An 18,475-nucleotide genomic window follows, 5' to 3' on the forward strand; every position below is an offset into this window, starting at 1 on the left:
GCCTCGTCGGCGGCACGGTCTGGCGCTACCGCTACGACAAGTTCGGCTGGACGACCCGTTCGTCCCAGCTCTACGAGTCGCGGCTGCTGCGGATCGGGTCTCCGCTGTTCCACTTCGGCATCCTGCTCGTCTTCATCGGCCACGTCGGCGGGCTCGTCGTGCCACAGGCGTGGACCGAGGCGCTCGGCGTGAGCGAGGGCCTGTACCACTTCAACGCCCTGCTCTTCGGCGGCCTCGCGGGCGTCTGCACCCTCGTCGGCATCCTCATCCTCGTGTACCGGCGGCGGCGCACCGGGCCGGTCTTCATGGCGACGACGAAGAACGACAAGCTCATGTACGTCCTGCTCGTCGCGGCGATCGTCCTCGGTCTCTGGACGACGCTCGTCAGCGTGGGCGCGGGCAGCGAGGCGCACAACTACCGGGAGTCGGTGTCGCCGTGGTTCCGGTCCGTGTTCCTCCTGCGTCCTGACGTCGCAGCGATGGAGGAGGCGCCGATCCAGTTCCACGTCCACACGATCGTCGGGATGCTCCTGTTCGCCCTGTGGCCCTTCACCCGGCTCGTGCACGCGTTCACCGCGCCGCTGCACTACCTCTTCCGTCCCTACATCGTGTACCGGTCCCGGGACCGGGCGGCGACGGGCGCGCGCTCGGCCCGCCCCGGCTGGAGCAGCGTCGGCACGACCGATCGCGACCGCCGGCCGTGACCGGCACCTCGCCGTCCTCTGACCGGCACCTGACCGGCACCCGACCGGCCCCGGCCGGCCCCTTGAACCCCTGCTGGAACCCCTCACCGCACAAGGAGTCCCGATGAGCCGCACGGCTACCGAGACCACGGCAACCACCGGGCCGGACCTCTCCGGCCGCAACCGCAACCTGGGCCTGGCCCTGCTCGCCTTCACCGTGACGTTCTGGGCCTGGAACATCATCGGTCCGCTCGGCGTGCGCTACACGGGACAGCTCGGTCTGTCCGGCAGCCAGAAGGCACTGCTCGTCGCGACGCCCGTGCTTGTCGGGTCGGTCGGCCGCATCCCCGTCGGTGCGCTCACCGACCGGTTCGGCGGCCGCCTCATGTTCCCCCTCCTCACCCTGGCCGGCGTGCCGTTCGTCCTGCTCGTCGCCGCCGCCGGCAACGCCCGGTCGTTCGGGATGCTCCTGCTCGTCGGGTTCTTCCTCGGCATCGCCGGCACGACCTTCGCCGTGGGCATCCCGTTCGTCAACGCCTGGTTCGCGGCCGACCGCCGCGGCTTCGCCACCGGCATCTTCGGGGCCGGCATGGGCGGCACGGCGCTCTCGGCGTTCTTCACGCCGCGCTTCGTCACGTGGTTCGGCTACACCCCGACCCACGTCATCCTCGCCGCCGCGCTCGTCGTCACCGCCGCCATCTGCTGGTTCGGCATGCGCAACTCGCCCGCCTGGACGCCGAACACGGACCCCGTCGTGCCCAAGCTCACCGCGGCCCTGCGGCTGCCGATCACGTGGCAGATGTCGTTCCTCTACGCCGTCGCCTTCGGCGGCTTCGTCGCCTTCTCGACGTACCTGCCCACCTACCTCAAGGACGTCTACGCCTTCGACCTCACCGCCGCCGGCACGCGGACCGCCGGGTTCGCCGTCGCCGCGGTCCTCGCCCGTCCGCTCGGCGGGATCCTCAGCGACCGCATCGGTCCGCGGGCGGTGCTCGGGGTCTCCCTGGCCGGCACCGCGGTCCTCGCCGTCGTGCTCGCGTTCCGGCCCCCGCTCGAGCTGCCGGCCGGGATCGCGTTCGTCGCGATGGCGTTCTTCCTCGGGCTCGGCACCGGTGGCGTCTTCGCCTGGGTCGCCAAGGCCGCGCCGCCGGCGCGCGTCGGCAGCGTCACCGGCCTCGTCGGTGCGGCCGGTGGGCTCGGTGGCTACTTCCCGCCGCTCGTCCTGGGCGCGACGTACGAGAAGGTGCTGCCGGCCTACGGTGTCGGGCTCGTCCTGCTGACGATCGTGGCCGTGGGTGCCCTTGCCTTCTCCCAGCTCGGGATCCGCGAACGCACCCGCCAGGACTGAAGACCGCGTCCCGAACGGCTGCGCGGCTCCCAGCGGGCGTGCAGACTCGTTGTCGAGACTCGGGACACGCCACGACGGTCCCCGCGGAGTCCCCGCAGGGCCGGTCCCGGCCCGCGCAGACCCGGGCCACCGGTTCGCCGGCGGACCATGAGCGCACGAGGAGCCGAACCGTGACCCACCTGCTCGACAGCGCCATGCAGCAGCTCCTGGCCGCTCCGACGTGGCTCGTGCTCGTCGTCGTGGCGCTCGTCGTCTTCGCCGAGGACGCGATCTTCGTCGGCTTCGTCGTTCCCGGCGAGACGGTCGCGGTCCTCGGTGGCGTCGCGGCCTCCGTCGGCCACGTGCCCTACGTCGCCGTGCTCGTCGTGGTCGTCCTCGCCGCCATCGCCGGCGACAGCGTCGGCTTCGAGGTCGGCCGCCACCTCGGGGTGCGGGTGCTGAGGCTGCGCGCCTTCGACCGGCACCGCTCGCGGATCGCGGGCGCCCAGGAGCTGCTCGGCCGCAGGGGCGGCATCGCCGTCTTCCTCGGCCGGTGGACGGCCTTCCTGCGCGCCGTCATGCCGGCCCTGGCCGGGATGTCGAAGATGCATTACCCCACGTTCCTGACGTGGAACGCCGCGGGCGGCATCGCCTGGGGCGCGACGGTCGTGACGATCGGGTTCGTCGCCGGTCACTCCTACGCCAGGGTCGAGTCGTACTTCGGTCGTGGCGCGGCGGTCGTCGTGGCGGTGCTCGTCGTCGTCGGCGTCGTCGTGTGGCAGGTGCGCCGGCGCCGCGCCGAGCGTCGCGAGGAGGTCGGCGACGCCGAACGCGGATGACGTTGATTCGTCGCACCCGGGCGCGAGCAGATACCTCGAACCGAACCCCCACCCTCTGAGTGGAGGTGATTCGTCGCACCCGGGCGCGAGCAGATACCTCGAATCGATGGCCCACCCTCTGAGTGGAGGTGATTCGTCGCACCCAGGCGCGAGCAGATACCTCGAACCGCAGGGAGGGGCCGGGAGGGGGAGGGCAGGCCGCAGGAGGAGACCGCTAGGGCTTGCGCCACACCGACACGTGCGCCTCGCTCGTGGCCGTGAACGGCGTGCCCGCCCAGTCGGCCCACCGGGACTCGAGCCGGAGCCCCGCGAGCTGGGCCATGAGGTCGCACTCCGCCGGCCAGATGTAGCGGAAGTGCCCGACGTCGTGGTGCACGGTGCCGTCGGGGAGGGTGCGGTAGTGGTGCGAGGAGCACTCCTGGCTGACGACGTCGTAGGTGTCGAAGACGAGATGGTCCTCGCCGATGCTCACCGGCACGGCCTCCTGTCCGGGTGTCAGCCGCTGCAGTGCCGGTACCCACAGGTCGATGACGAACCGTCCACCGGGGCGCAGGTGCCGCGCCGCGTTGCGGAAGCACTGAACCTGCTCGGCCTGGGTGCGCAGGTTGGAGATGCTGTTCCAGACGAGGTACACGAGCCTGTAGGCGCCCGCACCCGGGGCGACGCTGGTGGCCATGTCCCCGACCACCACCGGGACGCGTCCGTCGGGATCCTTGGCGCGCAGCCGCGCGGCCATCGGCTCGGACAGCTCGATGCCGTTGAGCGGCAGGCCGCGGTCGGCGAGCGCGAGCGCGACGCGCCCGGTACCGACGGCGAGCTCGAGCACGGGCCCCTCGCCGGCGAGCCGCGCGAGGAGGTCGACCGTCGGGCCCAGGACCTCCGGGCTGAAGTGGTCGGCGGCGTCCGCGTCATAGGTCGCCGCGGTCTCCTCGGTCCACACGTCGCTGCTCGTCACGCGGGCCAGTCTCGTCGCCGCGCCGCATCCGGGCCACGGGTTTTGTGTCGGCGGCGCGGCGGCCGGCTCCGGACCCGGCATACGAGCGCGAGCCGGGCGTCGGCCCTCAGGCGCGGTTGAACAGCCGCGACAGGAAGCCGCCGGCCCGGGCCGGCCGTTCCGGCTCGTGACCGCCGCAGCGCTCGCCGACGGGAACGGTGCGCATGACCTCGTCGACGTGCTGGCCGCAGCCGGCCCACGTCGTCTTGCCGCACGTGCGGCAGGCGGTCGGACGGCACATGGTGGTCCTCCTCCGTTCACATACCCACAGGGGTATTGCCTCGACACGATGGACGATAGCGACAACCGGCGCAGCGCGCCAGTGCTCACGCCCGCTCCACGAGGGCGAGCCGCGAGACGCCCGTTCGACCGCCGGTCACCGCCGGTCGGACGGGCAGCCCTCGCGCGACCTCAGCGGGAGCGGCGGCTGCCGGCCCGCGTGCCGGCCGAGAAGGCGGCGGCGCTGCCGCCGCTGCTCGTCGAGTAGACGGTCGTCGAACCGCCTCGTCGGCCCGGCCCACCGGACCGGCCCGATCCGCCCGAACGACCGGACCCGGTCGAGGCCGCCTGACCGCGCTGGCCCGGCTGGCCGCCCGAGCGACGTCCGCCCGACCGGGAGTCCAGATGACCGGCGTCGGCGCGGCCCCGGCCTCCGGGGCGACCACTCCCCTGGCTCGAGCCACCCGGCGCGCCGGAGCCCTGCGCCGCGCGACTCCGACCCCGGCCACGACCACGGGCAGGGGTGTCGGCGGACACCTGGCGGGCGGGGCGCCCGGTGGACGGACGCGTCTCCTCCCGGACGAGGGCTCCGGCGAAGGACCGCGCACCCGGCGCGAGCTGCTCGAGCAGCGGGTGGCCCGGCGCGACACGCGTCGTCGTCGGTCTGATCCCGGCCTTGCGGGTCAGGTCGCGGACGTCGCGCACCTGCTCGTCGAGCATCATCGTCACGACCGTGCCGGCGTTGCCCGCACGCGCGGTGCGACCCGAACGGTGCAGGTAGGCCTTGTGCTCGACCGGCGGGTCGGCGTGGATGACGAGCGCGACGTCGTCGACGTGGATGCCGCGGGCCGCGATGTCCGTCGCGACCAGCGTCTGGGCGCGGCCCGAGTGGAAGTCGTCCATGTTGCGCGTGCGGGCACCCTGGCTGAGGTTGCCGTGCAGCTCGACGGCCGGAACTCCCGACGCGTTGAGCTGCTTGGCGAGCTTCTTGGCCCGGTGCTTGGTGCGCGTGAACACCACCTTGCGGCCGGGCGCCGCAGCGAGGTCGAGGATGACCGGCAGGTGCGCGCCGTCGTCGACGTGGAGCACGTGGTGGCTCATCGTCGAGACGGGCGACTGCGCCGAGTCCGCCTCGTGCGTCACGGGATTCGTGAGGAACCGCTTGACGAGCACGTTGATCGCGCCGTCGAGCGTCGCGGAGAACAGCAGGCGCTGCCCGTCGCGGGCGGTCTTGTCCATGATGCGACGCACGCCGGGGAGGAACCCGAGGTCGGCCATGTGGTCCGCCTCGTCGAGGACGGTGATCTCGACGGCGTCGAGGAAGACGTGGCCCTGCTGCATGAGGTCCTCGAGGCGGCCCGGGCAGGCGACGACGACGTCGACGCCCCGGCGCAGTCCCTGGACCTGCGGGTTCTGGCCCACACCGCCGAAGACGGTCTGGGAGGTGAGGCCCAGGGCCGCCGCGAGCGGGGTCATGGCGGCCTCGATCTGGGTCGCGAGCTCACGCGTCGGCGCCAGGACCAGGGCCCGGGGACGACGGGACTGGGGCCGGCGGCCGGACTGCGCGAGGCGCGTCAGCACCGGCAGCAGGAACGCGTACGTCTTGCCGGAGCCGGTGCGACCGCGCCCGAGCACGTCGCGTCCGGCGACCGAGTCGGGCAGCGTCGCCGCCTGGATCGGGGTCGGAATGGTGATGCCGAGGTCGTCGAGGACCGCGACGAGGGAGGTGGGCACGCCGAGGGCGGCGAAGGTCGTGTCAGTGGACACCGGTGGGACTCCAAAGGTCAAAGGGTCGTTCTGCCCGGCGCGAGGGCCTCGGTCGTTGAGGGTCGCGGCGCAAGAGCGAATCGACGGGCCGGCGCAGGGCACCAGGCCGAGAAGAGGCGACCCGAGGCAGAACTGGGCGGGTCGCTCCGACCAGTCTACCCGCCGCGCGCCGGTGTCCCGACCACGCCTCCAGCGTGCGGCTCGTCCTCGCCGGCCGGCAGGTCCCCGAGGGCCACGACGTCGTCGGCGACGTCCCGGACCTGTCGCCGCAGCCGCCCGCTGGTCCCACGCAACACCGCGAACGCCTCGTCGACGGCCACGGCGTACCGCGCCGTGAGGATGCCGACCGCGGTCCCGATCCGCCGGCTCGCGTCCAGGGCGTCGATCGGGCCGAGGGCGTCCCCGTCGCGCTGGCTCGGTCCGAGGGCCAGGGCGAGGAACGGGGCGAGCATCGCCGCCGTGCCGAGGTCGCCGTCGTCGAAGGCCTGCGGGGCCGAGGCGTAGAGGCTCAGGGCGACGCGGTGCCCGTCGGGGACGGCCAGCCGGACGCTGAGCATGCTGCGGATGCCGAGCACGTCGGCACACGGCCCCGAGAACCCGGGCCACCGCCGCTCGACGCACAGGTCGCCGCTCGACACGGCGGGCGCGGCCCCGACGGGCTCGAGCGAGGGTCCCTGGCCGGTGCGGGACTGCAGGGCGTCGACGGCGGTCGCCACCGGGCCGGTGGCTGCGGTCGTCCGCACCGGGGAACCCGGGCCGACGACCGTGACCGCGGCGTGCTCGGCGTGCGGCACGAGCCGGGCGGTGAGGTCGACCAGCCGGCGCGCCACCGCCACGGAGCCTTCGTGCTGCAGGAGCCCGTCGACCTCGCCGACGTCCGCGTCGAGAACCTGCGCGTACTCCCGTGGTGGTTGCCGTGTCATCGTCCACCCCCTGCCCCGCAGGCGAGCAGCTGCTCGCTCCCCGACCACACTGGCACGTCGCCCCGCCGCCGTACACGGTCAGCCGGTGTGCACAGGGGGGCCCATGGGAGCGGTCGGCGTACAGCAGGTGATGTAGGCGCGGCTCGGGCGGCCGGCGGTGCACCCGGCGCTCGCGCCGCCGGACCATAACGGTATGAACGCGCCGGTTCTGACTTCGCTGGGACACGCGGGACTGCGCATCGACGCGCCGCACCTGACCATGCTCTGCGACCCGTGGATGTCGCCGCAGGGCGCCTTCCTGGGTTCGTGGTTCCCGTTCCCGGACAACTCGCACCTCCTGCGGCCCGAGGTGCTCGACGCCGACTGGGTCGCGATCTCGCACGAGCACCTCGACCACCTCGACCTCGACCTGCTCCGGATCCTGCCCGAGAACGTGCGCATCGTCATCCCGCGCTACCCGGCGCCGGAGATGCTCTCGCGCATCCGCGCCGCCGGGATCCGCAACGTCGTCATCGAGCTGGACCGCTGGGAGCGGCTCGCGCTCAACCACCACGGCGACTGGATGACCGTCATCCAGGAGCAGTCGCCGATGTGCCACGACTCGGCGATCCTCGTCCACGCCTCCGGGCACGCGATCCTGCACACCAACGACGCCCGCCTCACCGTGGCCCAGCTGCGGCGCGTGGTGGAGGAGGCCGGCCGGCCGCTCGACCTCATGGGCGTGCAGATGTCCGGTGCGTCGTGGCACCCGATCTGCTACGAGTACCCGCCGGAGGTCGTCGCCTCGATGAGCGCCGACAAGCGCCTCGGCAAGTTCAAGTCGGTGAGCCGCCTGCTGCGCGCGGCCCCGCCGAGGATCGTCATGCCCTACGCGGGGCCGCCCTGTTTCCTCGACCCGGCGCTCGCACAGCACAACGACCGGATCGCGCCGCCCGGCATCTTCCCGGACACCGCGCAGGCCGCCGCGTTCCTGCGGTCCCGGCTGCGCGACCAGCGAGTCGTGCGGCTGCTGCCCGGGGACCGCATCGACGTGGGGACGGGGCAGGTGCGGCCCGACCCGCACTGGGCGGGCTTCAGCCTCCTCGGCGACCGAGACGAGATCGCCGCGGACGGCCGGCTGCCCGACGACCTGCACGCGTACCTCGACGACTACGCCCGGCATCGGGCCGGTGACATCGAGGCCGTCTACGCCGCCTTCCCCGACCCGCCCTGCGGCAGTGGCCTCGCCCAACGGTTCGTCTCCCACTTCGAGCAGCTCGGGACCCTTTCCGACTACTTCCTCAACCGCATCGCCATGACCGTCCGGTTCGTCGTGAACGGCGCGGACGGCGGCACCTGGGACGTCGACCTCGGGCCGTCGAGGTGCCGCGTCGACCTGACCGCGAGCAGCTCGCACCCGGGGTACCGCATCACGGTGGAGGCGCGCTGGCTCGACGCCGTCCTCACCGGCCGGGTCCGCTGGGAGGACCTGTTCCTGTCCCTGCGCATCTCGGCCTGGCGCGACCCCGACCGGTACAACGACTACCTCGTCGGCCTGCTCAAGCATGCCGACGCCGCCGCGCTCGACGAGGTCGAGCGCTACGAGACCGAGCGGGACCCCGAGGACACCGTCACGCTGGCCGAGCGGTCCGGGGACGGCGCGCGCGACTGGGAGGTCAGCCGCTACTGCCCGCACGCCGGCGAGGACCTGGCACACGGGGCCGTCCTCCGCGACGGCGTCCTGCGGTGCCTGGCCCACAACTTCGAGTTCGACCTCGACACCGGTGAGTGCCTCAACGCCCGGTGCGACCCTCTCGTCACGCGGCGGGTCGGATCTCGGGTCGCCGCCCGGTGACGATGTAGCGGGCGGTCAGGGCGATGATGCGCAGCGTCGCCCGGAGGGTCGGGCGGCGCAGGAAGGTCAGGTCCGTGGCCACGCGCCGCGGCACCAGCTGCTCGAGGTACCAGCGTTCCACCGCGCCGGGGTCGGACGGGTCGAAGCCGTCCTGGGACGGGGGGACGCTGACGTCGTCGCGCAGGGTGATCTGGGTGGGTCCTGTCAGCCCCGGCGTCTCGTCGAGCACCCAGGCCACCTCCGCCGGGTAGCGCGCCGCGAGCGCCGGGGTCTCCGGACGGGGCCCCACGAGAGTCATCTGTCCGCAGAGGATGTTGACCAGCTGCGGGAGCTCGTCGAGGCTCGTGCTCCGAAGCAGCCGTCCCGGGCGGGTGACGCGCGGGTCGGCGCGCCGGGTGACCTCGGGCCCGGCGGTGTCGACGCGCATCGTGCGGAACTTGTACAGGGTGAACGGCTGCCGGCCTCGGGTCAGCCGGACCTGCCGGAAGATGACCGGGCCGGGGCTCGACAGGCGCACGGCGACCGCCAGCACGAGGAGCACCGGCGAGAGCACGAGCAGGCCCGTGACGGCCACGGCGAGGTCGAGCGTCCGCCGCTGCCACGAGATCGCGCCGACGCGCGGACGCCGCTGCGCTGCGGCCGAGCCCGTGCCGCCGGCCCGCCGGGCAGCCGACGTGGGTGGCGTGGGTGGCGCAGGCGGTCGCCGGCCCACCACGGCGGAGGTGGACCGCTCCGGGACGGCGTCGTGGATCGTCATGGTTCACCCCGTTCCCGACGCGACCAGCACGCCGCTGAAGATGGACACTGCCGCTGCGACGTCCGTGTCGAGCCCGACCTGCAGGTGCGAGGGCGTCATGTGGGTCCACAGCTCGGCCCCGCGACGCCGGCGCTCGAGGAGGGCGCGCGTGAGGTCGTTCGGCGCGAGCTGGGGGTCGGTGAGCGTGTAGATGCCGTCCTTGTACGGCTGGGCCCACGTCCAGATGTCGACGGCGTGGGCGCCGTGCGCCAGCGGGATGTCGACGTAGGTGCGGGCGTCGGCCTCCGCCGACTCCCGGGTGCCCTCGTAGCGACCGGGGTGGGCCAGGGCCTTGCGCGCCTGCAGCCGCACCGTGCCGCCCCAGCGCCGGGACGCCTCGTCCCACGCCGCGGCCATGGCGGCGTCGCGGGTCGTGCCCCACGACGCGTACTCGGCATCGCTGCGCAGGCCGACGCTGAGGTCGACGACGTCGAGGCCGCCCTTGGCGATGTAGCGGTCGATGTCCGCGAGCGCGACCGCCGGGTTGCGGAGCACCTCCCCCTGGGCGCACTTGCGACGGGCGTCGGCCGAGTCGGCGCCGACGACCGACGTCGACACCCCGGCCCAGCCGAGGCAGCCGAGCTCGGGGACGATGAGGTCGACAACGATCTTCCGGCCCGGGAGGCGGCTGTGCAGGGCTTGCGTCGTCGACGTGAGGAACGGCAGGACGGTCGTCTCGTCCGTGTCGTCCTCGTAGCCGAGCTCGTCGGCGATCTTGACCCCGGCCACCCCGGGGCGGTCGGCGAGCAGCACGACGGTGTCGAGGACCGAGGCGTAGCGCTCCGGTCCCGCCAGCCAGGCCTTGACGAGGTCGGCCTCGACCCACGCCTTGGCACCGTGCGACGCGACGGCCTCGGCGAGCGCGACGTACTGCGGCCGCAGCGTCGTCGTGGCCGAGCGCGGCGGTGTCCGGCCCGAGTCGCCCGAGCACGCGGAACCGCCGGCGAGCAGGACCAGGGCGAGGCAGGCGGCGGTCAGGGTTGGGCGGCGTCGTCTCATGCCACCCTCCCGGCGACCCGTCGCCACGCCTGCACGAGCAGCACGTCGGTGACGAGGTAGGCGGCGGCGCTGGCCCACGCGGCCCCGAGCGAGCCGTACCGCGGGATGAGGAGCACGTCGAGCACGAGCGTCACGAGGAAGCCGCCGCCGAGGATGAGCGAGTTGAGCCCGGGCCGGCCGCACCCGAGCAGGTAGCCCGACGCGACCCCGGCGGCAGGCTCGACGACGAGGCCGAGCGAGATCCACACTGCCGGCCAGACGGCATCACGGAACGCCTCCCCGTAGACGAGGGGCAGCACCACCGTGGCGCTGGCGGCGACGACGACGGCCGCGGCCGCCCCCAGCGCGAGGAGCCGGCCCACCCGCAGCCACTCCGGGTGGCGGGCCGAGCCCTCCCGCCCGGCGAACTTCGGGTAGGTCACCCACGTCAGTGCGAGCCCCGGGAGGCGGAGCAGCTCGGCGTACTTCGAGGCGACGACGTAGACGCCGACCTGCGCCGGACCCGTCAGCGCGCCGAGGACGACGACGTCGAGGCGCAGGTTGAGCAGGTTGAGGATGCCCCCGACCTGGCTGCGCCCACCGAAGGCCGCCATCCGGCGGGCCAGGGCGAGGTCGGGCCGTCCCGCCAGCCGTCCGCCACGCTCGTGGACCCGTTTGGCGATCCGCACCCACGCGTGCACCGCGACGAGGACGTCGGCGAGCAGGAGCGCCGCCACGAGCAGCCACCCGCCGCGCAGGCCGAGCGCCCAGAGCAGCACGAACGCCGGGACGAAGACGGCCTCCTCGGCGGCCGTGACGATGTTGGACCCCCGGGCGTCGCCGAGGGCCTGCAGGCACGACTTGCCGACGGCGACGGGAAGCTGCGTCGCCACGGTGAGCCCGGTGGCGACGACGACGGACGTCGTCGTCGTCGTCATGAGCCGGTCGTGCACCACCGGCGTGAGGACGAGCCACGCCGCGGTGCCGAGGAGCCCGCCGGCCGCCATCGTGACGAGCACCGTCGGCCACAGGCCGGCGTGCCGCGCGTCGGGACCGGCGACGAAGTACCCCATGGCTCCGGGCAGCCCGCAGGCGGCCACGACCCCGACGAGGCCGGGCAGGACGCGCATCAGCGCGAGGACGCCGACGTCGTCGGCCCCGCCGGTGCGGGCGACGAGGACGGTGACGAGCGCGATGGACACGAGCGCGACGAGCCGGGCGCCGACGTTGCCGACGACCGACCGCGCCGTCGCGCCGCGCAGCCGCGGACGGGACCGCTCGAGCACTCGTGCCCACGTCATGAGGAGCTCCCCACCGGCGTCCGGGCGAAGGGGCGGGCACCCGGCCTGCCCGGGTCGATCCCGGCCACGAGCCCGAGGAAGGCCCACACGTGCCGGAAGTGCAGCACCTCGTAGAAGAGGCCGGCGACGACCAGGGCGCACCCGAGCCCGAGCAGCACCTCGGGACGCGGCACGAGCCGGCGCACCTCCTCGTCCTGGGGCCACAGGGCCACCCGCCCGAGCCGGAAGGCGACGACGACGAGCAGTACGACGAGACCGAGCCCGCCGATCGCGCCGCGCTCCACGAGCGTCGCGAGGTAGTCGTTGTGCGCCTCCTTGACGTACGGCGCGGCCTGACCGCTCAACGTCGCCTTGGTGCGTCCCGGTCCGACGCCGAGCAGGTCGCCCTCGAGGTAGAGGCCGAACGTCTCGGTGGCCAGCACGGTGCGTGACCCGCTCGACTCGTCGGTGCGCCCGAGCGAGTCGCGCAGCAGCTGGACGCTGTCGCTGGCCTTCTGGCCGATGGCGTTGAGGTCGACGTGCGGTGCGCCGACCGCGAGGGTGCCGGCACCGAGGCAGGCCACCGCGACCGCGACGATGACCCCGCGTCGCTTGACGAGCCCGACGAGCAGCGTCACCACGACCATGGCGCCGAGCCCGACGGCAGCGCCGTTGGAGCCGGTGAAGACGATGGCGAGCAGGATCGTGGCCGTCGCGAGGACGCGCGACAGTCGCCGGCGCACCACGGACGTCGCGAGCGTGAGCGCGAGGCAGATGAGGAAGTAGTTCGCGCATAGGTTCGGGTCGGCGAAGGTCAGCGAGGCCCGTCCACCGTCCCTGGCGCTGAGGCCCGCCATCCAGCTGATGCCGGCGATCCGCCCGACGCAGAGCACGACGGCCCAGGCGATGCCCGACCACACCCAGGCGCGCAGGACGACGCCGAGCAGCCAGCGGTACTGCCGGACCGCGTTGGCGATGGCGGCGCTCCAGACGAGCAGGAAGCCGTCCTGGACCACCGGGAGCAGCGCGCTCTCGGCCTCGACGTGGTAGGCCGCGACCGAGCCGCCCAGCATGAGGATGGCGACCGGCAGGAGGTACGGGACCCGGACGGGGACGAGCTTGGTGCGCAGCCACGCCGCGACCGTGATGACGACGGCGAGGATGCCGACGTCGGCCAGACCCGTGTTGCCCGGCCCGCTCGGGATGAGCAGCGGCATGACGCAGACGGAGAACGCGAGGGCGACCGCCACCCGGCGGGGACCGCGTCCCTCCTGCCGTCCCGAGCCTGTCGCGCCCGTGTTCGCGGCAGTGTTCGCGGCAGTGTTCGCGGACGGGGCGAGGGCACCCGGTCCCCCGGGCGTCAGCATCGGAACAGCTCCGCTGCGAGAAGGAGGTGCTGCCGGGCGAAGGTGGCCTCGTCCGCCAGCGCCGCGACCTCCGCGGTGCCGACGGCGAGGACGTCGCGCCAGCGGTCCGGGTCGCGTCCGGTGCGCTCGAGGTGCTCGGCGAGGACCTCGCGGACCAGCTCGGGCAGCCAGCCGGAGCCGGCGGCCAGGTAGCGCAGCGGCTCGCCCCACGCCCCGGCGACGAGGCCGGGGTGGCCCCGGACGGCGCGGCCGCTGCGCGTGTGCCGGTCGAGGTACAGCACGTACGACAGGACGAAGCGGGTCAGGTCACGCAGCGGGTCCCCGCCGACCACGGCGTGCTCCCAGTCGACGACGCCAGTCACGCGCCGGTCGGTGCGCAGCACGTTGCCGGCCCAGAAGTCGCCGTGGACGACCGACCACGGCCCGGTGGCGGGCAGCCGCAGGCCGGGCAGCGTCGTGGCGACGCCGTCGGCGACGGCGCGTGCCACCCCGTCGGCCGGCCACCGCGCCCGCAGGCGCTTGGCGATCCCGGGCCAGCCGCCCGGTGACGCGGCGACCTCCTGGGGGCCGACGGCGTCCGACAGGTCGCGCAGCCAGGCCGCGGCGCCGGCGAGGTCGGCCCGGACGACGTCCGGACGTGTCGTGCCGCGCCACCGGTGGTAGTCGACCGACATGGGCGTGCCCGGCACCGCCTCGGTGACGAGCACGGCCCCACCGCGGTCGCGCCGGATGTCGACGAGCCGCGGCACCGTCCCGCCGACGAGGCGCGGGTCGAGGTCGCCGACGGCTCGCAGCGCGGCGGCCTCGGCGACGACGGACCCCGCGGCGACCGCGGTGAGGGCGACCTTGGCGACGAGCCGGGGTCGCGGCTGCCCGCGGTCGAAGACGAGGATCGTCGCCTTCGGGTTCTCGTCCTTGGACAGGCCGACGACGACGAGGCGCGGCGTGCCCGCCCCCGCGTGCTCGCGCAGTGCGGCGCGCAGCAGGTCACCGGCCTCGGCCGGGACGGTGTCCGGGGCCAGCATGTCGGTCATCGGCGCACCCCGACGACAAGACGCCCGGGCACGAGCGCGCCGAGGACCAGCCGGACCAACGCGGCGCCGGCCCTCGTCCGTGTCGTCGCGTCGACGAGGCGGCGCACCACCTCGAGGACGAGACGGCCCCGGACGACGCGGGGCGGCGTCGTGAGGAAGGTCGCGAGCAGCCACGTGACCGCGTCGGGGTCGTCGGCGGCCACGAACGTCGCCGATCCCCACGACGGCAGCACGACGTACTCAGCCTGCACCTCGATGCCGAGCCGACCTGCGGCCCGCCGGAGGCGCCCTCGGCCGCCGGCGCGCCGGTCGGCCAGGGCCACCGGTGAACCGGCCGGCAGGACCCGTGCCCGTTCGGCGTCGGCCCGGACCGAGGGCCACACCACCGGCGCCCCCGAGGGCACGAGCACGGCCGCGGGCGCCGGGACGGACGGCGTTACCGAGGCCACGACGGGGGAAGGAGCGACCGTCATGACGTCCTCCACGCACCCAGCGCCGCACCCAGCGACGACCCGAGCGTCACCCCGGGCCCGGCGCCGACCAGCTGGCGTCGCGGCTGCGTCGGTCCCTGCGAGTAGATCCGGTCGAGGACCTCACCGGCGGTCGTCTGGTCGTACCGGTCCCCGAGGTGCTCGCGCGCCCGGACCGCCCACAGGTGGGCCTCGTCCGGGTGGGCGAAGGCGTGGTCGACGGCTGCGGCGAGCAGGTCGGCGCGCCCCGGCGGCACGAGGAGGCCGGTCTCGCCGGGGATGACGACGTCGGGCACGGCGTTGACCGCCGTCGCGACGACGGGGATGCCGCACTGCTGGGCCTCGACGACGACGCACGGCAGGCCCTCGTAGCGGCTGGCCATGGCGAACACGTCGAAGGCCGGCAGCAGGGCCGCGACGTCGGAGCGGTTGCCGAGCAGCCGGACCCGGCCGTCGAGCCCGAGCCGGTGCACGTCGCGCCGCGTCCGCTCGGCCAGCTCGCCGTCACCGGCCCAGACCAGCACCGCGGGCGTCCGCATCCGGCGCAGCGCCTGGAGCATGATCTCCGGTGCCTTCTGGAAGTCGAGGCGGCCGACGGTGCCGAGGACCGGGACGTCGTCCGGCAGCCCGAGCAGGGCGCGCGCCCGGGCGCGGGTCGCCGGGTCGAGGCGGACGCTGGGCTCGTCGACCGCGGGGCCGACGGTGTGCAGCTGGTCGGGCCGGGCGAGGCCGCGCCGGAGCGCCTCCACGGCGACGCCGGTGCCGACGGCGAGGTAGGCGTCGGTGACCCGCGAGAGGCGCCGCTCGATGCCGATGTACGCCGTGCGCACCGCCGGGTTCTGGAACTCGTGGAAGGGGAAGCCGTGCATCGTGTGGACGATGAGCGGGACCCCGTTGCGGTAGGCCGCCATCCGGCCGAGGGCACCGGCCTTGGCGCTGTGCGTGTGCACGACGTCGGGCCGACGGGCGTGGACGAGGTCGAGCAGCCGGGCCCAGGCCGCGGCGTCCTCCCGCGGCCGGATCGGCGAGACGAGCTCGGGCACGACGACCACCTCGACGCCGCCCGCGCGGGCCCGGTCGAGCAGCGCGCCCTCGCGGGTGCCGGTGACGAGCACGCTGTCGTAGCGGGTCGGGTCGAGCGCCGTGGCACCGCGCACGGCGACGCCGCCTGCGCCCGCGACGCAACGGGTCACGATGTGCATGACGCGGGTCGTCATGACCGACCCACCTCCTCCGGACGGGCCAGTGCCCGGGCCCGCCCGACGAGGTCGCGCAGGGTCGTGCCGGGCGAGCGGGGCAGGTGCACGTCGAGGACGGGGACGCTCGTGGCCAGCGCGTCGGCGACGTCGGCCACCGGCGGGTGGGCCGGACCGCGCCCGGTCCCGAGGGCGAGCGTGGCCGCGTACGCCCAGTAGCGGCGCAGCTCACCCGCGGCGTACGTGCCGCCCGTCAGCTCGCGGGCCGCCGCGTCGGGGTCGGTGCGCGTGAGCGTCACCTCGTCGCGCTCCCCCCGGCTCAGGACGAGCACGGCGTCGGGCCGGACCGACTCGACGCGGCGCGCCCAGCCGGACTCGCGGCGCCCGTGAGGCATCCGCCGGCCCGTCCCGCCCTCGGCGCGGGTGGGCTCGAGAAGACCGTGCACGACGCGGCCGTCGCTGACGCACAGGTTGTCGCTCACCGGCGCCTCGGTGGGTCCGTCGAGCGTCGCGACGAGCGTCGACTTGCCGACGCCGCCCGGCCCCGCGAGGACGACGGCGTACCCGTCGACGGAGGCGGCCGACACGTGCATCGGCACGTGGCCCCTCGTACCGGCCCACCACAGGGCCGGGTACTGCACGAGGACGGCTCGCTGCAGGAGGACCTGGCGGTCGGGCGCCGCCATCCCGAGGGCGCGGTGCCGCCAGCCACGGTGCGGCCGGACGAGCACCTCGAGCCGTACGGCGGACGGGCGGACGGCCACGTCGAGGCCGCTCGAGCACGCGTCGGCGAGGACGACCTCGCGCCCGTCGCTCCACGCGCCGCGGGTCACGAGCCGGTGGCCGCTGCCCGGCCCGACGTCGGCGTCACGGGTCACCATGACGTGGACGTCCGGGGTCACCGGCGGCTCTTCCAGCTCCTGTCCCGCGCACGACTCGCGCACGAGCTCGGTCCACGGCTCGTCGCCGTCGACCTGCACGGCGAGCCCCGCCGTGCGCAGCCAGACGCTCATCCGTGCAGCACCTCCTGCGACGCGCGGTCGCCGGTGCCGTTCGAGGTCGCGGGCCCGGCCGTCGTGTCACCGCGCGATGCCGGCCTGGTCACGCCCCGTGAGTCGTCGCCCCGGTCCGCCGCGGCCGTCGGCTCCCGGTCCCACGGGGACTCCCAGACGGACGTCGGCTCGTCCACGTCGCCCTCCCCGGGGGAGGACGCCGGGTCGAGGGACGCCGTCGGCCTGGTCGCGGCCGTCGGCGACTCGGCCTGGACGACCTCGTGGGCGCCGCCGGTGGGGCGCGGGAGCCAGTGGTGCCGGTGGCCGTGCGGATAGCTGACCAGGCCGACGACGGGCCACCCGAGCGCCTCGACCATGGCCCGTGTCCGGTCCAGCGCCCCGGAGGACACCTGGTCGGGCGAGAGCACGACGAGGACCGGACGCTCGCCCGGGTCGGTCCACTCGCGGCCGAGGACCGACACCGGGAGCCGGTGGTCCGTGCGGCCGTCGGTCGGGCCGAGGAGCGGCGCGAGGGACCGCGCCCACGCCTCCTCCCGGGCGTCGACGAGGACGAGGAGCAGCTGGGTCGCGTCGTAGCGCCGGGCCAGCAGCGCGAGCCGGTCGGCGACCGGGCCGGCCGCCCCGAGCGTGCCGGGCGACAGGTCGCGGTGCGGCAGGTACCCGATGTGCGGGACGCCGAGCGTGCGTGCCACGGCGCGCGGGGTGGGCAGCCGCGGCCGGAACGCCTCGAGCACCGCGGCGAGTCCGACGCCGAAGAGCGCACCGAGCAGGGCGATGAGGATGGCCCGCTGGTAGATGTGCGCGGGCAGCGGGATCGTCGGCTCCCGGACCGGGTCGAGCAGCACGGCCCGGGATGTCGACACCGTCGCGAGGTCGAGGTCGGACAGCTGCCGCTCGAGCTCGGCCTGGCTCGTCGTCAGGGCGCTCAGCTGCGCCTGGATCGCGAGGACGTCGCCCGGCGCGGCCCTGGCGAGGCGCTTGACGAGCTGGTCGCGCTGGCGGCCGAGGACGTCGAGCTGGTGCTGCACCTCGCTGCGTCGCTTGACGATGGCCGGCTGGTCGCCGACGTTCGTGAACTCGATGACGTCCTGGGTCAGCGACGTCGCGATGACGGCCGCGCGGTGCGGCGAGGTGTCGGTGACCGCGATCTCCATGACCGGCGACACGCCGACGCGCCGGACGTCGATGTTGTTGGCGGCGAACGCCGCGATGTCGGTCTGCAGGCCTCCCTTGTCGAGCGCCACGCGCACGACGCCCGGGCTCGTCGCGATGCCGAGGACGCGCTGGCTCGTGGCGTCGGCCTGCACGTTCGACGCGGCGAGGTCGCTGCCCATCTGGATCCGGGCCACGGCCTCGTACTCGTTGGGCTGGCTGCGGCCGATGTACCAGGCCGCCCCGAACGGAACGAGCACGCACAACAGGATGACCAGCCAGTGGCCGCGGATGACCCGGCCGAATGCCTCGTCGATCGTCATGATCCCCCCCGGATCCGGTGGTTTGCCGGGCAGTGCTGCTGCGCGGCTCCGTTCGACCGTAGGACGGCCCGCGAGCCCCCACATCGCTCCCGCAGCGGACCCCCGGCTACGTCAAACGGCCGACCCCCGGGGTCTCGGACGGCCGGCGGCCGGCGCCGAGCAGCAGACCGGCGCGGCCCGAGCGGGGGGGTGCTCGGGCCGCGCCGTGGGCGGCCGGGACGACGTCTCCCCGGGGGGAGTGTTGGAGGGTGGACGGCGTCCCGGTCGCGGCCTCTGGGGC

17 protein-coding genes are annotated in these 18,475 nt (G+C 74.5%); 4 read left to right on the forward strand and 13 right to left on the reverse strand.

The window, feature by feature from the left end; genetic code table 11:
• The 3 genes from narI to ACPYOM_RS00015 form a co-directional block, all read left to right on the forward strand.
• Positions 1–704, forward strand: a 704-nt coding sequence (narI, locus tag ACPYOM_RS00005) for a respiratory nitrate reductase subunit gamma (RefSeq protein ID WP_481344407.1), incomplete at its 5' end; no start/stop codon positions are given.
• Positions 705–807: 103 nt separating this feature from the next.
• Complete coding sequence (locus tag ACPYOM_RS00010) at positions 808–2,031, forward strand: MFS transporter (RefSeq protein ID WP_481344408.1); 1,224 nt, start codon at positions 808–810, stop codon at positions 2,029–2,031.
• Positions 2,032–2,201: 170 nt separating this feature from the next.
• Positions 2,202–2,849, forward strand: a complete 648-nt coding sequence (locus tag ACPYOM_RS00015; protein WP_481344409.1) for a DedA family protein — start codon at positions 2,202–2,204, stop codon at positions 2,847–2,849.
• A gap of 214 nt (positions 2,850–3,063) precedes the next feature.
• Here ACPYOM_RS00015 and ACPYOM_RS00020 read toward each other — a convergent pair whose 3' ends face one another.
• The 4 genes from ACPYOM_RS00020 to ACPYOM_RS00035 form a co-directional block, all read right to left on the reverse strand.
• Positions 3,064–3,804, reverse strand: coding sequence for a class I SAM-dependent DNA methyltransferase (locus ACPYOM_RS00020; protein ID WP_481344410.1), 741 nt, complete (start codon positions 3,802–3,804; stop codon positions 3,064–3,066).
• Between the two features lie 106 nt (positions 3,805–3,910).
• Positions 3,911–4,084, reverse strand: coding sequence for a hypothetical protein (locus ACPYOM_RS00025; protein WP_481341338.1), 174 nt, complete (start codon positions 4,082–4,084; stop codon positions 3,911–3,913).
• 170 nt (positions 4,085–4,254) lie between these two features.
• Entirely contained in the window at positions 4,255–5,829 is a 1,575-nt protein-coding gene (locus tag ACPYOM_RS00030; protein ID WP_481344411.1) for a DEAD/DEAH box helicase, read from the reverse strand.
• A 155-nt stretch (positions 5,830–5,984) separates the two neighbouring features.
• A complete protein-coding gene (locus tag ACPYOM_RS00035; protein ID WP_481344412.1) occupies positions 5,985–6,752 on the reverse strand; it encodes an ANTAR domain-containing protein in 768 nt (255 codons plus the stop codon).
• A 193-nt stretch (positions 6,753–6,945) separates the two neighbouring features.
• Between ACPYOM_RS00035 and ACPYOM_RS00040 the strand changes: the two genes are divergently transcribed.
• Positions 6,946–8,586, forward strand: a complete 1,641-nt coding sequence (locus ACPYOM_RS00040) for a Rieske 2Fe-2S domain-containing protein (protein ID WP_481344413.1) — start codon at positions 6,946–6,948, stop codon at positions 8,584–8,586.
• Here ACPYOM_RS00040 and ACPYOM_RS00045 read toward each other — a convergent pair.
• From ACPYOM_RS00045 to ACPYOM_RS00085, 9 genes are all read right to left on the reverse strand, one after another.
• On the reverse strand, positions 8,549–9,343 hold the full coding sequence (locus tag ACPYOM_RS00045) for a sugar transferase (protein ID WP_481344414.1): 795 nt from the start codon (positions 9,341–9,343) through the stop codon (positions 8,549–8,551). The genes ACPYOM_RS00040 and ACPYOM_RS00045 overlap by 38 nt on opposite strands.
• Before the next feature lie 3 nt (positions 9,344–9,346).
• Entirely contained in the window at positions 9,347–10,381 is a 1,035-nt protein-coding gene (locus ACPYOM_RS00050; RefSeq protein ID WP_481344415.1) for a hypothetical protein, read from the reverse strand.
• Positions 10,378–11,661 carry a lipopolysaccharide biosynthesis protein gene (locus tag ACPYOM_RS00055; protein WP_481344416.1) on the reverse strand — a complete coding sequence of 428 codons (1,284 nt, stop codon included), beginning with the start codon at positions 11,659–11,661 and terminating at the stop codon, positions 10,378–10,380. Before ACPYOM_RS00055 ends, ACPYOM_RS00050 begins: the two co-directional genes overlap by 4 nt.
• On the reverse strand, positions 11,658–12,890 hold the full coding sequence (locus tag ACPYOM_RS00060; RefSeq protein WP_481344417.1) for an O-antigen ligase family protein: 1,233 nt from the start codon (positions 12,888–12,890) through the stop codon (positions 11,658–11,660). Before ACPYOM_RS00060 ends, ACPYOM_RS00055 begins: the two co-directional genes overlap by 4 nt.
• 110 nt (positions 12,891–13,000) lie before the next feature.
• A complete protein-coding gene (locus ACPYOM_RS00065; protein ID WP_481341346.1) occupies positions 13,001–14,041 on the reverse strand; it encodes a phosphotransferase family protein in 1,041 nt (346 codons plus the stop codon).
• Positions 14,038–14,514 (reverse strand): hypothetical protein, encoded by a 477-nt coding sequence (locus tag ACPYOM_RS00070; RefSeq protein ID WP_481344418.1) that lies wholly within the window; start codon positions 14,512–14,514, stop codon positions 14,038–14,040. Before ACPYOM_RS00070 ends, ACPYOM_RS00065 begins: the two co-directional genes overlap by 4 nt.
• Positions 14,511–15,728: a glycosyltransferase gene (locus ACPYOM_RS00075; RefSeq protein ID WP_481344419.1), complete on the reverse strand. Its 1,218-nt coding sequence runs from the start codon at positions 15,726–15,728 to the stop codon at positions 14,511–14,513. Before ACPYOM_RS00075 ends, ACPYOM_RS00070 begins: the two co-directional genes overlap by 4 nt.
• Complete coding sequence (locus tag ACPYOM_RS00080; protein ID WP_481344420.1) at positions 15,725–16,720, reverse strand: hypothetical protein; 996 nt, start codon at positions 16,718–16,720, stop codon at positions 15,725–15,727. The genes ACPYOM_RS00075 and ACPYOM_RS00080 overlap by 4 nt, the downstream gene beginning before the upstream one ends.
• On the reverse strand, positions 16,717–18,195 hold the full coding sequence (locus ACPYOM_RS00085; RefSeq protein WP_481344421.1) for a YveK family protein: 1,479 nt from the start codon (positions 18,193–18,195) through the stop codon (positions 16,717–16,719). The genes ACPYOM_RS00080 and ACPYOM_RS00085 overlap by 4 nt, the downstream gene beginning before the upstream one ends.
• Positions 18,196–18,475: the final 280 nt, after the last annotated feature.

This window comes from Monashia sp. HAY1-2A (assembly GCF_056755315.1).

Coding starts and splice junctions, on each gene's coding strand:
- ACPYOM_RS00010 (WP_481344408.1), top strand. CDS start 808: ATGAGCCGCACGGCTACCGAGACCACGGCAACCACCGGGCCGGACCTC.
- ACPYOM_RS00025 (WP_481341338.1), bottom strand. CDS start 4,084: ATGTGCCGTCCGACCGCCTGCCGCACGTGCGGCAAGACGACGTGGGCC.
- ACPYOM_RS00035 (WP_481344412.1), bottom strand. CDS start 6,752: ATGACACGGCAACCACCACGGGAGTACGCGCAGGTTCTCGACGCGGAC.
- ACPYOM_RS00040 (WP_481344413.1), top strand. CDS start 6,946: ATGAACGCGCCGGTTCTGACTTCGCTGGGACACGCGGGACTGCGCATC.
- ACPYOM_RS00045 (WP_481344414.1), bottom strand. CDS start 9,343: ATGACGATCCACGACGCCGTCCCGGAGCGGTCCACCTCCGCCGTGGTG.
- ACPYOM_RS00050 (WP_481344415.1), bottom strand. CDS start 10,381: ATGAGACGACGCCGCCCAACCCTGACCGCCGCCTGCCTCGCCCTGGTC.
- ACPYOM_RS00055 (WP_481344416.1), bottom strand. CDS start 11,661: ATGACGTGGGCACGAGTGCTCGAGCGGTCCCGTCCGCGGCTGCGCGGC.
- ACPYOM_RS00065 (WP_481341346.1), bottom strand. CDS start 14,041: ATGACCGACATGCTGGCCCCGGACACCGTCCCGGCCGAGGCCGGTGAC.
- ACPYOM_RS00070 (WP_481344418.1), bottom strand. CDS start 14,514: ATGACGGTCGCTCCTTCCCCCGTCGTGGCCTCGGTAACGCCGTCCGTC.
- ACPYOM_RS00075 (WP_481344419.1), bottom strand. CDS start 15,728: ATGACGACCCGCGTCATGCACATCGTGACCCGTTGCGTCGCGGGCGCA.
- ACPYOM_RS00080 (WP_481344420.1), bottom strand. CDS start 16,720: ATGAGCGTCTGGCTGCGCACGGCGGGGCTCGCCGTGCAGGTCGACGGC.
- ACPYOM_RS00085 (WP_481344421.1), bottom strand. CDS start 18,195: ATGACGATCGACGAGGCATTCGGCCGGGTCATCCGCGGCCACTGGCTG.